The 15,414-nt window shown below is 50.1% G+C and carries 7 protein-coding genes; 3 read left to right on the forward strand and 4 right to left on the reverse strand.

From position 1 onward, the window contains the following. The 4 genes from QUF18_RS13865 to QUF18_RS13880 all read right to left on the reverse strand — a co-directional run. Positions 1-3,967 (reverse strand): Ig-like domain-containing protein (locus QUF18_RS13865; protein WP_289387832.1); only part of this gene is annotated, 3,967 nt, incomplete at its 3' end. 825 nt (positions 3,968-4,792) lie between these two features. Then, a complete protein-coding gene (locus QUF18_RS13870) occupies positions 4,793-5,608 on the reverse strand; it encodes a helix-turn-helix domain-containing protein (protein ID WP_289387833.1) in 816 nt (271 codons plus the stop codon). Positions 5,609-6,390: 782 nt separating this feature from the next. Continuing rightward, positions 6,391-7,113, reverse strand: a complete 723-nt coding sequence (locus tag QUF18_RS13875) for a L,D-transpeptidase (protein ID WP_289387834.1) — start codon at positions 7,111-7,113, stop codon at positions 6,391-6,393. A gap of 428 nt (positions 7,114-7,541) precedes the next feature. Continuing rightward, complete coding sequence (locus QUF18_RS13880; protein WP_289387835.1) at positions 7,542-11,171, reverse strand: hydantoinase B/oxoprolinase family protein; 3,630 nt, start codon at positions 11,169-11,171, stop codon at positions 7,542-7,544. Between the two features lie 125 nt (positions 11,172-11,296). Here QUF18_RS13880 and QUF18_RS13885 point away from each other — a divergent pair, with 125 nt between their 5' ends. Genes QUF18_RS13885 through QUF18_RS13895 form a run of 3 tightly spaced genes read left to right on the forward strand, consistent with a single transcriptional unit; the run spans position 11,297 to position 15,331 of the window. Then, positions 11,297-11,893 carry a winged helix DNA-binding protein gene (locus QUF18_RS13885; protein ID WP_289387836.1) on the forward strand — a complete coding sequence of 199 codons (597 nt, stop codon included), beginning with the start codon at positions 11,297-11,299 and terminating at the stop codon, positions 11,891-11,893. An 11-nt stretch (positions 11,894-11,904) separates the two neighbouring features. Then, positions 11,905-13,755: an ABC transporter ATP-binding protein gene (locus QUF18_RS13890; RefSeq protein ID WP_289387837.1), complete on the forward strand. Its 1,851-nt coding sequence runs from the start codon at positions 11,905-11,907 to the stop codon at positions 13,753-13,755. Between the two features lie 43 nt (positions 13,756-13,798). Further along, positions 13,799-15,331, forward strand: coding sequence for an ABC transporter substrate-binding protein (locus QUF18_RS13895; protein WP_374807174.1), 1,533 nt, complete (start codon positions 13,799-13,801; stop codon positions 15,329-15,331). Positions 15,332-15,414 lie beyond the last annotated feature (83 nt).

The raw sequence follows: 15,414 nt of genomic DNA on the forward strand, positions 1-15,414 counted from the left end.
AACCAGAGATCGTCGGCTTGGTATCATCCGTGGTCTTGCCATTGGCCACTGCACCCTGCACAGAACCAACATCATCGAGAACCTGCGTGATCGTTGGCGCAACCGGTGCGGTTGTATCAACAGTCACACTATAGGCGTCAGAGCGTGCAGACACATTGCCCGCAGCATCAACACCCACAACCGTGAAGGAATGAACCCCGCTGCCCAGCGCATTCTCCGGTGTGAAGGTCCACTTACCATCTGCATCCGCTTTGACTTCACCAAGCAGTGTCGCACCATCATAGATACGCACTGTACCATTGGCTTCCGCACCCGAGCCATTCAGCGTCGGGGTCGTGTCATTGGTAAAGCCGCCCTTGTCAACATTGCCCTCAACCGGTGCAACATTATCGGTGATCGCTTCAATCTTCGGTGCAGCAGGCGCAACAGTATCAACCGTCACACTAAAACCGCTCGAGGCCGCACTCACATTGCCTGCTGTGTCTGTCACAGTCGCTGTAAACACATAGGTTGCATCACTGAGAGCTGCATTGCTCTTCCAGTTCCACTGACCACCCGCATCCGCTGTGATCATTGCGACTGCAACACCATCCTGATAGATCGTCACTTTGGCATTTGGTTCCGCACCCGAACCCGACAGCTTAGGACGACCATCATTGATGATCGCGCCACTGTTGAACTCACCGACAACAGGACCAACAGCATCATAGCCGGTGGTGAACTGCGGTGCATCAGGAGCAACCGTATCAACAGTAATCACAAACGCCTTCGATGCAGGGCTGACATTGCCGGCCGCATCCGTTGCAGTCACGCTGAAGCTGTGACCACCATCTGTCAGATCAGCATCCGGTGTGAATGTCCAGCCACCATTGGCATCGGCTGTTACAGTGCCGATAACTTCGCCAAAGTCATAGATCGTAACAGTGCTGCCTGCTTCTGCCTTACCGCTCAGAACAGGACGCGCATCATCAGTAACACCATTGGCTTTTACAAGACCGGTGATCGAACCAACACCATCCGTGATCGTGGAAATTTCAGGGCGGTTAGGCGCAACTGTATCAACGGTAAACGTGAACGGCTCTGAAACCTCGCTCGTGTTACCGGCAGCGTCCGTTGATTTGATTGTAAACTTGTGTTCGCCCTGGCCAAGATTATTTTTAGGCTCAAAGCTCCATGTACCATCTTCTTCAGCAATAACCGTGCCGATTTTTTTGCCATTATCATAGATAGTAACAACGGAACCGGCTTCCGCCTCACCGGTCAATGTCGGACGACGCTCACCGGAAATCATATTTTCGGACAGCTCTTCGCCCTTCGTGTCAAAGAGCTGCGAAATAACCGGCAGCTCAGGCGCTATAGTGTCAACCGTTACAGTCCAGTTAGCCGACGGGACACCCTCATTTCCGGCCTTATCCGTAGAGGTAACTGTGAAGACATGGGAGCCTTCAGCCAGATCTGACGTTGGTGTGAAACTCCATGTGCCATTGGCGTTTGCTGTAGTCTCACCAATCAGCACACCTTTGTCATAAATCTTAACGGTGGAACCGGCCTCAGCACTACCGCCGGATAGTTTCGGACGGACTGCATCCGTCGTCATTCCATCCGTAACATTGCCTTTAACCGTACCAACATCATCTTGAATCTGTGCAATCACCGGCGCACCTGGTGCAGTCGTGTCTACAGTCACAGACCAGGTCGGGGAATATGGCCCCTCATTGCCCGCTGCATCAACCGCTTTGATACGGAAATTATGCGCGCCATTGAGCAGAGCGCTCTCCGGTGTAAAGCTCCAAATGCCGTTCACAACTTCCACTTCGTCCAGAAGTGTGGTGCCATCATAAATACGAATAAGAGTTATGCCATCAACCGCCGTACCTGAAACAGTTGGGCGAGCATCATTGGTCAGACCGCCATGCGCGATATTGCCGGTATGCGGTTCGGCCGTATCCAGAACCTGTGTAATCACAGCATCAGAAGCAATCGGTGCAGTTGTATCAATAGTCAGCGTGAACGGATCAGAGCTTGAGCCTTCATTGCCTGCCGCATCAACAGTTTTAGCCACAAAGCTGTGGCTACCTTCAGCGCGCGCAGGGACATCAAATGCCCAGTTACCGTTCTCATCAGCCTGCACCTGACCCAACAGGGTTGTGCCTTCATAGATGCGGATAAAACCACTTGGCTCCGCTCCCTTACCATTCAGGCGCGGAGTCGTATCATTGGTGAAACCTTCATGTGCGACAGTACCGACATTTGGCTGCACATCATCGCTGGCATTCATAATGACCGGTACGAAAGCAGCATCCGGCGCCGTTACGTCAACTTCAATCGTCCAAGGCGTGGATGAAGGTCCTTCATTGTCCGCTTTATCTGTGGAAGTCACGGTAAAGACATGTGTACCTTCCGCCAGAGCAATGGCCGGCGTGAAAGTCCAAGTCCCATTGGCATTCGCTGTGGTTTCACCGATCAGCTTACCGTTGTCATAGACTTTAACAATTGAACCGCCTTCAGCACCCGAGCCTGACAGCGTTGGTTTGGTATCATCAGTGGTTTTACCACTACCAATGATACCAGTCACCGAGCCAACATCATCTATGATCTGCCCAATGGATGGCGCATTTGGTGCAACCGTATCAACATTCAGCTCAAAAGCTGTAGACGCTGCGCTGGTATTGCCAGCTTTATCAACGGCTTTCAGGGTCACGCTATGCTTGCCATCTTGCAGGTTAACAGCAGGCGTAAACTTCCATTTACCATCAGCGCCGACAACGGTTTTACCAATTTCATTACCGTTATCGTAGAAATAAATAGTCGTACCGGCCTCTGCCCCCTCACCTGAGAACTCAGGCGTAGCATCGTTAGTCCAGCCGCCTGAAGTCAGGGCAACAGAGCCCCCATTTTCTTTTTCGTTATCCATAACAGCTTTAACCGCCGGTACCGGCGGTGCAACTGTATCAACGGTAAAGATAAATTCCGTACTCGGGGCGCTCTCGTTCTTCGCTTTATCCGTCGCCGTAAAAGTGATTTTATGCTCGCCTTGAGCCAAAGCAGTCGTTGGGCGGAACGTCCAGTTGCCCTGGGCATCGACGATAGTCGTGCCGATAACTGTTGTACCGTCACGAACCGTAATGGTTGAGCCCGGCTCAGCCTTACCGCTCAGTGTCGGGCGCGCATCATCAGTCACACCTTTTTCAGGGATTTTACCAGTAATCGAGCCTTCATTATCTGTATAAGACAGGCTGTCCGGCTTACCCGGTGCTACCTTATCAATATATTCAACGACTTTCGGCGGACTGCTCTTACCATTGGCATCTGTTACCACAGCGGTAACTTTACCTGTTTCCTGCGGTTTAAGTGAAGTTACCGAGAATTTGCCGTCTGCGCCCGCTACAACAACGCGGCTGCTGCCATCAGGGAACGTAACCGAAACGCTGGAACCTGCCGCTGCAAGACCTGTTGCTGTGACAGTACCGTCAGCGTTGGCTTTGGTTGCCAATTCCGGAGACTTAGGAGCCGGTTTTTCCGGTGCGCCACCGCCACCGCCACCGCCGCCGCTACCGCTACCACCACGACCGCCGGTCGCGATACCAATTGCAGCAGCGCCCAGAGCGGCCAAAGCCAACAGATTGTTGTCGCCGCCATCAGAATTCTGTGCAACGCCTGAAAATTCAACTTCCGTGCCGGTTTCATCATCAACAGGAATAGTCGATTGAATAGCCTTTACCGGCCATTCACTACCATCATGTTTATAAACCAGCTCCAGTTTTTGCATATCCTGCGCTGTGAAGAAGCCGCGAATGCGAATGACCTTGCCATTATCCTGATGGATTAAGAGATCATTCCCTGCGCGCACATATTTAACCACGCTTGACGGGTCTATTGCGACATAGACCGTATTACCGGATTTCGTAACAGCATGACCTTCGCCACGAGCAGAATTTGACGACGATGAAACAGGCTTCTTGGCCATATCAGATAACTCCGGTTTAAAACCGGCAGGTAGGTTCAATGAGACCAGCACATCAGATTTGTAAAAAATACTTCCAAAACCGATGCATCATCCGCCTACATTCTTGCGACCTGCACAGAAAAAAGACCCACCAATAGCGGTGGGAATACATAACCGGACTATATCCACATAAAAAACAGGTTGTATTTGACTCCAGATTCGCCAATTTTATTATTAGTCATTTCTAAGCAATATTATTATAAAATGAGAGACCCAAGCCAGAAACCATGTTAACTTTTTGTTAACTATTGTGCCTTTATAAGAATCGACTCTTATTTATCAATTTTCATAAACCATATGTCTTTAATGGTTTTTTACGTTAATTCTCTGTCAAATAAGACTATTGAGCAGATTTTTTATTGTCATATAAAATATTTTTTACGGTCTATCGAAGTCAGTTCAATAGACATGACGTCAGCGATTCAGCCTTTCCGGCATTGATTAAGAAATATAATTAACACGTATAAGTTGTAATTATGACTCATATTATCAGGAATGCATCTGATTCTCAGATTTTGCAGTCAAATTCATCATTGACAATATTTTCCAAAGAGCAATGCAGCGCTCACTGAGTCTTTATAGCGAATTGTGTTCGGATTAGATCATGGCACTCACGTCTCAATTCTTGAGTGGTCGCATTGTCATGCCACCTAAGTAATCCGACTTGAATGTGAAATACCTTCAATACCACGAGGCATGATATGCCGATCCATAAGCGGTAAAAGTAAAGGCGCGGAGCAATGCCCCGCGCCTTTGCAAAATGCCGGATGAGTAGTTCAATATTGACTATTCATTATATTCTTTACGGAATGCCGATGGTGTCATACCAACTTCGCGCTTAAACGAAACCGAGAGATGCGCCGGATCAGCAAAGCCGCAAGCGATCGCAATATGCGATATCGGGAGTTCCTGCTGCCTTAAAAGTTCACGGGCATTGCGAATACGCAACAGATAAAGATAGCGCGCAGGCGTACAATGCATTGAAACCTTAAAACGACGAATGAAATTCGTCCGGCTTACCCCTGCAATAACTGCCAGATCGTTGATACCAATATCACTTGCGAGATTTTCCTGCATATATTCAAGCACACGGCGCAATTGGCTTGGTTTAAGACGATCTACTGAATGTTTGTAGAGTGTCTCATTTGAACTATCGACATATTTACTCAGGAAGTCAGCCGCCAACGCACGTGCCAGATAATCTGTATGGAGCTGGTTTTTCAAAACAGGCGATGAAAGTGTACCATTCAGAACACGCATCAACATGCTCAGACTTGTATCATTCTTGGCGAAGATCGGCATAATATCGAATTGACGTTCACTCGAATGATAAAGTTCTGATTTAACTTCTTCCACAAGCGACTGTTTCAAGAAAATATGTACAGCCTGCACCGGACTTTCAACGTTAACTTCGATCGGCATATTGGCGCCAGCAACACAAACATCATACGGGGCGATAATCGACTTTTCTTCCCGACCGCCAAATCGTCTGCCAACATGGGTAATATTAAGTGCCATAGTGAACCACAGGCCGGACATAGCACCATAGGTAAACTGGTTGGGCTGCTCCTCAGTCAATGCTACACATATATTTGAAGACATCGCAATACTGTCACTAGACTTGAGAATAGTAACATCTTTATTTTCTGCTATGCTCGTTTGATCTACTGTAAAGCTATGATTGACGGAAGCTGGTTTAAAGGCTGAACCAGCATCATGCAACGGTACAGATAGATTAGAGGATTCACTGTAAAAGGCGGTATGCATTCAGGATCCTTTAGTAAGGGGGCGTATTGTTTTAGATTAAATCACGTTATATTCTTATATTCTAGCCGTAATTATACAAAAACATTACAAGAATATATAATCGCCAAAACTGTGCATAAAACTGCCCTGATCACTTTGAAAAACGGACTAAATTTTCACATATCTAATTTATATATTGCTAAAATATATAATCTGCAAGACACCTAATCAACACATTGATTTAATTTAGTAAAATACGATTATATAAATATTTAGTCCTCGTTAAAAAAAATGTCCCGCTAGCACACAAATACAAAAATTTGCCACTTGGCAGCCGTTAGTATATGCGACCAAAGTACGAGATAATTTCCTCATAAAGATAATGATTACTTGGGTTTACAATTACTTGTCCGGACAGTGTCGCCGTTAAATTTTCACCAAAAACAACTCTTTTAGAGAATCACTATTACATTCAGTCAGGTGATTTTCCGGTGAAAACGAACTGAGATTTATCCGGCCAATTCTCAAAGACGCTTCACAATATCGTGCTAAAACAGGCTGTCTGACTTCAGGATATTGAGTGATTTTAGATACAAAAAGGGCTGCGTTAATCTCTAACGCAGCCCTTCAATTTCAAATTATGCGCCGGCCATGACCGAATGCGCTTGCCCGCTTTTATTCAGATCGGGAATAACCACAATATCACTGCCATCACGGACATTATCATAAAGATGCATCACGTCCTGATTGACCATGCGAATACAGCCGGAGGAAACGGATTTACCGATTGTCCAATATTCCGGTGAACCGTGAATGCGGTAAATCGTGTCCCTGCCGTCTTTATGAATATAGTGAGCGCGGGCACCAAGCGGATTTTGCAAACCAGGCCCCATACCGCCATTAGCAATGCTGTATGGCTGCAAAGCGGGATTACGTGCCACCATTTCATCCGGCGGCGTCCAACGCGGCCATTTACGCTTATAGGCAATTTTTGCACGTCCAGACCAGGCATAGCCGTCTTTACCGACGCCAATACCATAGCGGGTTGCACGGCCACCGGGCTTGATATGATAAAGATATTTGTTCGGCGTATCGACAATAACTGTGCCCGGCTTTTCATCGGTCATATAATCAACTTCAGCACGCCAGAACTTTTCAGGAATTTTGGATACATCAACTTCAGGGATCTGATAGCCCTCATCCCACACTGCATAATACATCGGCGGCGTGACAGGCTTCACTTTATTAGCAGCAAGTTCAGCAGACGGGCGCTTTGTTTCACCGGTTGATACACAGCCGGTCAAAGCAAGCGCACTGGCCCCCAGTAAAAAATGACGTCGGGAGAATGCAAAATCAGACATTTATAGCTCAATCTTAATTGGAATTGATCCGGAATTAGCATGGCTGTCCTTAAGTCAGTCTTAAGGGCAATCACAGGATCAATCACTTCATTTATTTATCTTTACTGATTTACCAAACACAAATGACTATGCGCTCTTCATTCAGCAGTTCTGAAGAACCTGAGAGCCCACATCTATGACAACAACATGGTAAAAACAGAATTAACGCATGCAATAATTAGTTTTTTGTCCGGCCTGTGACTTTTATAGCAGCATATAAATTGTATTTGACTGCCTCCAGACAAAAGAAACGCTCTTCTTGCCCGCCTCATATAGAAAAGCCCTTTGCTGTTCAGGCAAAGGGCTTTCTCTGATTCATAGAGCGCCGTGTGCCAGACTTGGCACACAAAGGTCGCTCTAAAGGAATTATGCTCTCGCTGATTAAAAAATCAGTTTTTGCCGTAACCACCACCGGTCGGCGTGATAATCGTGAAAGCCTCACCAGCCTTCAGCACAACCTGATCGCAGCCTTTAAGCACTTCGACAGCACCATCTTGACGACGCACTTCATTGCACCCCAGCTGACCGTCTTCACCGCCTTCAAGACCGAATGGTCTCACGCGACGATGGCCGGAGAGAATTGCGAATTCCAGCTCCTCCAGTGCGCGAATGGTACGATGTGTACCATTGCCCGCTGTCCATTTACCGCGACCACCGGAATTTTCACGAATATGGAAATCTTCCAGCATCACAGGGAAACGGGTTTCCAGAATTTCCGGATCGGTCAGACGCGAATTGGTCATATGCGTATGCACACCATCAGCACCGTTGAAACCAGGCCCCGCAGGCGCACCTGAGCAGATGGTTTCGTAATACTGATATTCGTCATTGCCGAAGGTAAGATTGTTCATCGTGCCCTGTGCCGCAGCCATGGCCTTGGTCGCACCAAACAAACAATTGGTAACCGCCTGACTAACTTCCACATTGCCTGCTACGACAGCAGCCGGATAATGCGGTGACAGCATCGAGCCTTCCGGCACTATGATTTTAATCGGACGCAGACAACCGGCATTCATCGGGATATCGCCGTCCACCAGCACGCGGAAGACGTAGAGCACTGCCGCACGGGTCACCGGTTGCGGAGCATTGAAATTATCAGGACGCTGTTCAGATGTACCACTGAAATCAACCGTTGCTTCACGCTTCACACGATCAATCGTCACGCTCACGACAATCTTGCTGCCCTGATCCAATTCGTACGTGAACTGACCATCCGGCAATTGATCCAGCACACGGCGCACGCTTTCAGCAGCATTATCCTGCACATGCCCCATATAGGCTTTCACCACATCCTCACCGAAATGCACAATCATTTTGCGCAGTTCAGTGACGCCTTTTTCATTGGCCGCAATCTGAGCCTTCAGATCATTGACGTTCTGGAGAAGATTACGCACCGGATATTTGGCACCGTTGAGCAGATCGCCCAAAGCGTCTTCGCGGAACTGTCCCTGATCGACCAGTTTGAAATTGTCGATATAGACACCTTCCTGCTCAATATTCACCGCCAAAGGTGACATTGAACCTGGTGCAATACCGCCGATATCGGCATGGTGACCACGGCTGGCAACCCAAAAACGAATCTCGGTCTGCTCATCGTCAAAGACCGGCGTACAAACCGTCAGATCCGGCAGATGCGTACCGCCATTATAAGGTGCGTTAATCAGGAAAACGTCACCCGGCTTAATCACCGGATTTTCACGGATAGCGGTAGCAACAGAAGCATCCATAGAACCCAGATGCACCGGCATATGCGGTGCATTGGCAACCAGATTGCCCGCTGCATCAAAGACCGCGCAGGAAAAATCAAGGCGCTCTTTAATGTTCACCGAATAAGCGGTGTTCTGCAAAGTCACGCCCATCTGTTCAGCAATCGACATGAACAGATTGTTGAAAATCTCCAGCATCACCGGATCAGCGTCAGTACCGATAGCAACGCGCTGCGGCAAAGCCTTGATACGGGTCAGCACCACATGGTCATGCTCGGTCAGGCGTGCCTGCCAACCATCTTCAATGATAATGGTCTGGTTTTTCTCAATAATAATTGCAGGGCCGGTTACGGTCTGCCCGCGCTGCATCGTTTCACGCACCACAACAGCTGCATCATGGAATGCACCTTGCGAATAGAAGCGTGTCTGGCGATCAGCCTTTGCTTCGGATGCTTCGCCAATGCTGCTTGCGGCTTCACCCTCACCGGCACCACCGCCGACAGTTTCCAGCTCAACAGCATCAATAACCAGCGCTTTATTTTCCGCAATGAAACCGAAACGACGCTTATGCGCAGCTTCAAATTCAGCACGCAGGCGCTGCGCCGTATCAACCGCCGGATAAGTTGCTTCAATCGAGAGAACAGTATCCGTGCCCGCATAACGGATATGGGCACGCAAATGCTTGGTAATAACCTGCTCTTCCACGCCCTGCGCAGTGAGTTCTGCCACACATTCTGCGGCCAGTTCGGCACCAAGACGCTGCAATTCGGCAGGCGCATCCGCATTCAGATCAACACCCAGCGCCTTCTGGCGCGTGGCGCGGATATCCGCCAAGCCCATGCCATAGGCAGACAACAGACCGGACATCGGATGCAACAGGATATTCTTCATCCCCAGCGCATCAGCAACCAGACAAGCATGCTGACCACCGGCACCGCCAAAACAGCTCAACGCATAACGGGTTACGTCATAGCCGCGCTGTACGGAGATTTTCTTGATCGCTTCAACCATATTGGCAACAGCAATACGGATGAAACCGTCTGCCACGCTTTCCGGTGTGCGATCATCGCCGGTTTCATTGGCCATCTGCGTGAAAAGTGCGCGAACACGCTCCACATCCAACGGCTTGTCCTGTTCCGGACCAAAGATCGAAGGGAAATAATCCGGAATCAATTTGCCGAGCATCACATTGGCATCGGTCACAGCCAGCGGACCACCATTGCGATAGCAGGCAGGGCCCGGATTGGCACCAGCGGAATCAGGACCAACACGGAAGCGACCGGCATCAAAATGCAGAATGGAGCCACCGCCCGCTGCCACTGTGTGGATAAGCATCATCGGCGCACGAACACGCACACCGGCCACTTCGGTTTCAAAAGCGCGTTCATATTCGCCGTCAAAATGCGCCACATCTGTCGATGTACCGCCCATGTCAAAGCCGATAACCTGACCAAAACCGGCAGTTTCGCCGGTACGCGCCAGACCAACCACACCACCGGCTGGGCCGGAGAGAATAGCGTCTTTGCCCTGAAACATATCTGCAGCCGTCAGACCACCGGAGGACATCATGAACATCACACGGGCGCCGGTGCGCTCAACATCCAGCTCACGGGAAACCTGCGCCACATAACGGCGCAAAACCGGTGACAAATAGGCATCAACAACGGTCGTATCACCACGGCCAACCAGCTTAATCAGCGGCGACACTTCATGGCTGACGGAGACCTGCTCAATACCGAGATCGCGGGCAATTTTAGCAACGGAAGCTTCATGCGCAGGGAATTTATAGGCATGCATGAACACGATAGCGACAGCATTATAGCCCTCAGCTTTCAACGCGCGCAGTGCTGATTCTGCCTGGTTCAAATCCAGCGGCAATTCAGTGCTGCCATCAGCCAGCACACGTTCATCAATCTCAACAACACGGTCATAAAGCGCTTCCGGCTTGATGATCTCAGTGGCGAAAATATTCTTGCGTTCCTGATAACCGATACGCAGTGCGTCGCGGAAACCTTTGGTAGTAACCAGCGCCAGCTTTTCGCCTTTGCGCTCAAGCAGCGCATTGGTGGCAACAGTTGTGCCCATGCGCACTTCATCAATCGCACCGGTCGGCACCGGCTCACCGGCTTTCAAGCCCAGATGCAGGCGAATCCCCTGAACAGCAGCGTCTTTATAGGCAGAAGGATTCTCCGACAGCACTTTGCGCGCATGGAGATTACCCTGCGGGTCACGGCCGATAACATCCGTAAATGTGCCGCCACGATCAATCCAGAAGTCCCAGGCCCCTGAAATTTCTTGTGTCGCTGCGCTCATTATCGACTCCCTCACAAAATTTATGCCGTTACGCGAAATGTTTATTGTAAAACATAGTTTCATTTTATTGACAAAATGTCGATAAGATGGTGACATAAAATACACAGGATTGGGAGACTGGCAATATGAGCAGGAAAAAATCGCCGCCAACGGCACAGCAGAATGATGAGCCGTCAATGGCTGAAGTCAGCTTGCCTAAGCATTTGCGGCCTGTTCCGTCCATCGGCCCTATTGTTTCTTCCGCACATCTGGCTGAAGGCGGCTCCACCGCTTTGTCAGAAGTGGAATATGGTTTGATTCTTGCGTCCCATGCATTCTCCCGCTGGATGGTACGCTGCATGGCCGCTGCCGGACTGCCAGGTCTCTCCCCGATTGAAATTCTGATCCTGCATTCAATCCGCCACCGCGGACGTGAAAAGAAGCTTGCGGATATTTGTCTGGTTCTGGATATTGAAGACACGCATATTGCGACTTACGCCCTGCGTAAGCTGGAAAATGCCGGTCTATTGACCACCGGCAAAGCCGCAAAAGAAAAAACAGTCCGTATTACCGATAAGGGCGCTGAAGCCTGTGCGCGTTATGCGCAAATCCGTGAAAGTCTGCTCGTGGATTCAACGGCCAATGCCCGCCCTTCGGAAGAAACCCTGTCTGAAGTTGCGGCACTGCTGCGTTTCATGTCGGGTGCATTTAATCAGGCAGCCCGCTCTGCCATTACACTATAAGGATGACCGGAGTGAACGACGCGCAGCTTCGCCAATCAGCTGAAACCCAGCCTTTGCTGGAGGTCACAGATCTCTCGGTAGAGTTCGGCACCGCACGGGTGGTGGACGGGCTGAGCTTCTCTGTCCGCTCTGGCCGCACTCTGGCAATTGTCGGCGAGTCCGGCTCCGGCAAATCCATCACATCCCTGTCGGTCATGCGTCTGGCAGATATGCTGGGTGCAAAATTCCCTGAAGGCAAAATCCTGTTCACTGGCTCGCAAGGTCAGATGAACCTGCTGGAAACCGAGCAGAAAACCATGCGCGGTATTCGTGGCAAAGAAATTGCCATGATCTTTCAGGAGCCGATGACTTCACTCAATCCGGTCTTCACCATTGGCGACCAGATTGCCGAAGTGCTGATGCTGCACGAAAAGCTGGGCAAGAAAGCAGCGCTTAAAGAAGGCCAACGCCTGCTTGAAATGGTACGCCTGCCGGATGCGCAGGGCATGCTCAGCCGCTTCCCGCACCAGCTTTCCGGCGGTATGCGCCAGCGCGTTATGATCGCGATGGCGCTTGCCTGCCGTCCGAAATTGCTGATTGCCGACGAGCCGACCACGGCACTCGATGTGACTATTCAGGCGCAGATTCTGCATATTATCCGCGATCTCCAGAAAGAACTGGAAATGGCTGTGATCTTCATCACCCATGATATGGGCGTTGTTGCAGAAATGGCTGATGATGTGGTGGTGATGTGGAAGGGTAAAAAGGTAGAGGAAGGCGCGGTCAACGATATTTTCGCCAATCCGCAGCATCCCTATACCCAAACCCTGCTATCCGCAGTGCCAAAACTTGGCAGCATGGCCGGTGAGGACTTCCCGAAACGTATGCCGGTCACAGTGCTGGAAGATGGCAAACCGGTTCTTGTCGGTGAAACCCGTATTCAGGACACCGCCCGTCTGGATCAGCCACCGCTGCTGTCAGTCCGTGATCTCTCCGTGCGCTTTTACATTAAAAAGAATATGTTTGGCCGCACAACGCATGTGTGTAACGCCGTATCACAGGTCAGTTTTGACATTCATCCGGGCGAAACACTGGCTCTGGTTGGTGAATCCGGCTCCGGCAAATCCACCATCGGCCGCACGATCCAGCAATTGCAGAACCCGCTTTCCGGCGATATGCGCTTTAACGGCAAAGCCTTCTCGAAAATGAGTTCGGCTGAGCGCTTCCGTATGCGTCAGGAAGTACAATATATTTTTCAAGATCCGTTTGCGTCGCTCGATCCGCGCAAAACCATCCGTTTCTCGATTGCCGAACCGATCCGTACCCACGGCCTCATCCTTGATGAAGCAGCGATCACCAAGCGCGTTGATGAATTGCTGGAGCGCGTCGGTTTGAGTTCTGCCGTTGCCGGACGTTATCCGCATGAGTTTTCCGGTGGTCAGCGTCAGCGTGTATGTATTGCCCGCGCCCTTGCTTCCAATCCAAAACTGATCATCGCCGATGAGGCGCTGTCTGCGCTCGACGTATCCATTCAGGCGCAGATCATCAACCTGTTTATGGATTTGCAGAAAGAGCACGGCCTCGCTTATCTCTTCATCAGCCATGACATGGCTGTGGTTGAGAAGATGAGCCATCGCGTTGCTGTGCTTTATCTTGGCCAGATCATGGAACTGGGCTCACGTCGTCAGGTGTTTGAAACACCGTCCCATGATTATACACGCCGCCTGCTCTCTGCTGTTCCTGTTGCCGATCCGCTGGCACGCACCAATCGCGCTATGCTGGAAGGTGAAATTCCAAGCACAACGCGCCGGATCGAAGACAAGCCGGTGATCTGGCAGCATGAAGAAATTGCAAAAGGGCATTTCATTGCCCGCAATGCATAAGATTAAAGACCTGTTTCATTTTTACAAAAGGGGAGTCTAAATTATGAAGCTTAAAGCATTATTCACAGCGCTGACTGTTGGCACAGCATTAACTGCTGTCGCCCTGTCATCCGCACCGGCATTTGCTGCCGGTAAAATGACCGTATCCTCGCCGCAGGATCCGGGCAGCTGGGATCCGATTGACACATTTCTGGTCAATTGGTCATCCGTAGCCACCAATATTTATGACGGTCTGGTCTATCGCGGCCCTGACCTGAAAATCGTACCGGCGCTCGCCACATCGTGGGAAGAACTGGACGAAGGCAAGCGTATCCGCTTCAACCTGCGTGAGAATGTAAAGTTCCACAATGGCGAGCCTTTCAATGCGGAAGCTGTCAAATTCACCTTTGAGCGTCTGCTCGGTGATGAAGGTGCCAAAGGCCCCCAGCGCTCCAACTATGTCGCGATTGAAAAAATCGAAGTGATCGACGACAAAACTGTCGATTTTCATCTGAAAGCAACCGATCCGGTTCTGATGACCAAGCTCGCCGGCTATGGCGCGATGATCGTTCCGCCAAAATATATTCAGGAAAAAGGCGATGATTTCTTCAACGCCAATCCAGTTGGTACCGGCCCGTTCAAACTCGTAAGCTATAAGCCAAAAGTCGGCATTCAGCTGGAAGCTTTTGCTGACCATTGGGGCGGCGCTCCAAAGCTGTCTGAACTTGAATATCGCTTCATCACCGAGCCATCGACCGCCGTTGCGGAATTGCAGGCAGGCCGCGTTGATCTGGTGATCCCGCCGACAATTCCGATCGGCATGATTCAGACCATTGAAGCTGACCCTAAACTGGCGATTGTTACCACTGCGGGTCCGACCGTCTATTCCCTGCGCTACAATACCCGTACCGGCATTACGGCTGATGAACGCGTGCGCAAAGCGCTGATCCTTGGTGTTGACCGTGACACCATTATCAAGTCCATTCTTGGTGGTCAGGCAGAACCGATTGCCAGCCTTCAGGGTGCCCTCTCCTTCGGTTATGACGCGGATATGAAACCGCTGCCATATGATCCGGAAGGTGCGAAGAAGCTTCTGGCAGAAGCCGGTGTAAAGCCGGGTGCAGCCGTACAGATCGACATTCGCGGTAATGACGCAACTTTCAATGAAGTTGTGCAGGCTGTTTCCAGCTATCTGCAGATCATTGGCGTCAATGCGACCATCAAACCATATGAAACCAACGTATTGCTGAATGACATTATCCCGCAGGGCAAAACCGGCGCGATGTTCCAGCAGTCATGGGGCGGCTGGACATTCGATTACGATAACACAGCTTATTCCATGTATCACGTTGGTGAAAAGTGGAACCCGTATGACGATGACGCGAAAATGAATGAGCTGCTGGAATCCCAGCGTGCCATCACGGATCGTGCGAAACGCGAAGAAATCCTCAAGGAAATCGCGAAATACGCAGCTGACCGCGCATTGGAAATGCCGCTTTACAATCTCAAAGCGATTTACGGCATCAATAAGCGCGTGAAGAATTTTGTGCCGGCACCAGACAGCCGTCTGCGCCTCACCGAAGTCAGCGTTGACTAATACAACAATAACCGCGCCGGATAAGCATTTCGCAGCCAAATGGCAACATTTGGCGACAGCGATAATGCGCCAAACAAAAAACA

The organism is Pseudochrobactrum kiredjianiae (assembly GCF_030362795.1).
Taxonomy (GTDB): domain Bacteria; phylum Pseudomonadota; class Alphaproteobacteria; order Rhizobiales; family Rhizobiaceae; genus Pseudochrobactrum; species Pseudochrobactrum kiredjianiae.

Coding starts and splice junctions, on each gene's coding strand:
- QUF18_RS13870 (WP_289387833.1), bottom strand. CDS start 5,608: ATGTCTTCAAATATATGTGTAGCATTGACTGAGGAGCAGCCCAACCAG.
- QUF18_RS13885 (WP_289387836.1), top strand. CDS start 11,297: ATGAGCAGGAAAAAATCGCCGCCAACGGCACAGCAGAATGATGAGCCG.
- QUF18_RS13880 (WP_289387835.1), bottom strand. CDS start 11,171: ATGAGCGCAGCGACACAAGAAATTTCAGGGGCCTGGGACTTCTGGATT.
- QUF18_RS13875 (WP_289387834.1), bottom strand. CDS start 7,113: ATGTCTGATTTTGCATTCTCCCGACGTCATTTTTTACTGGGGGCCAGT.
- QUF18_RS13895 (WP_374807174.1), top strand. CDS start 13,799: ATGAAGCTTAAAGCATTATTCACAGCGCTGACTGTTGGCACAGCATTA.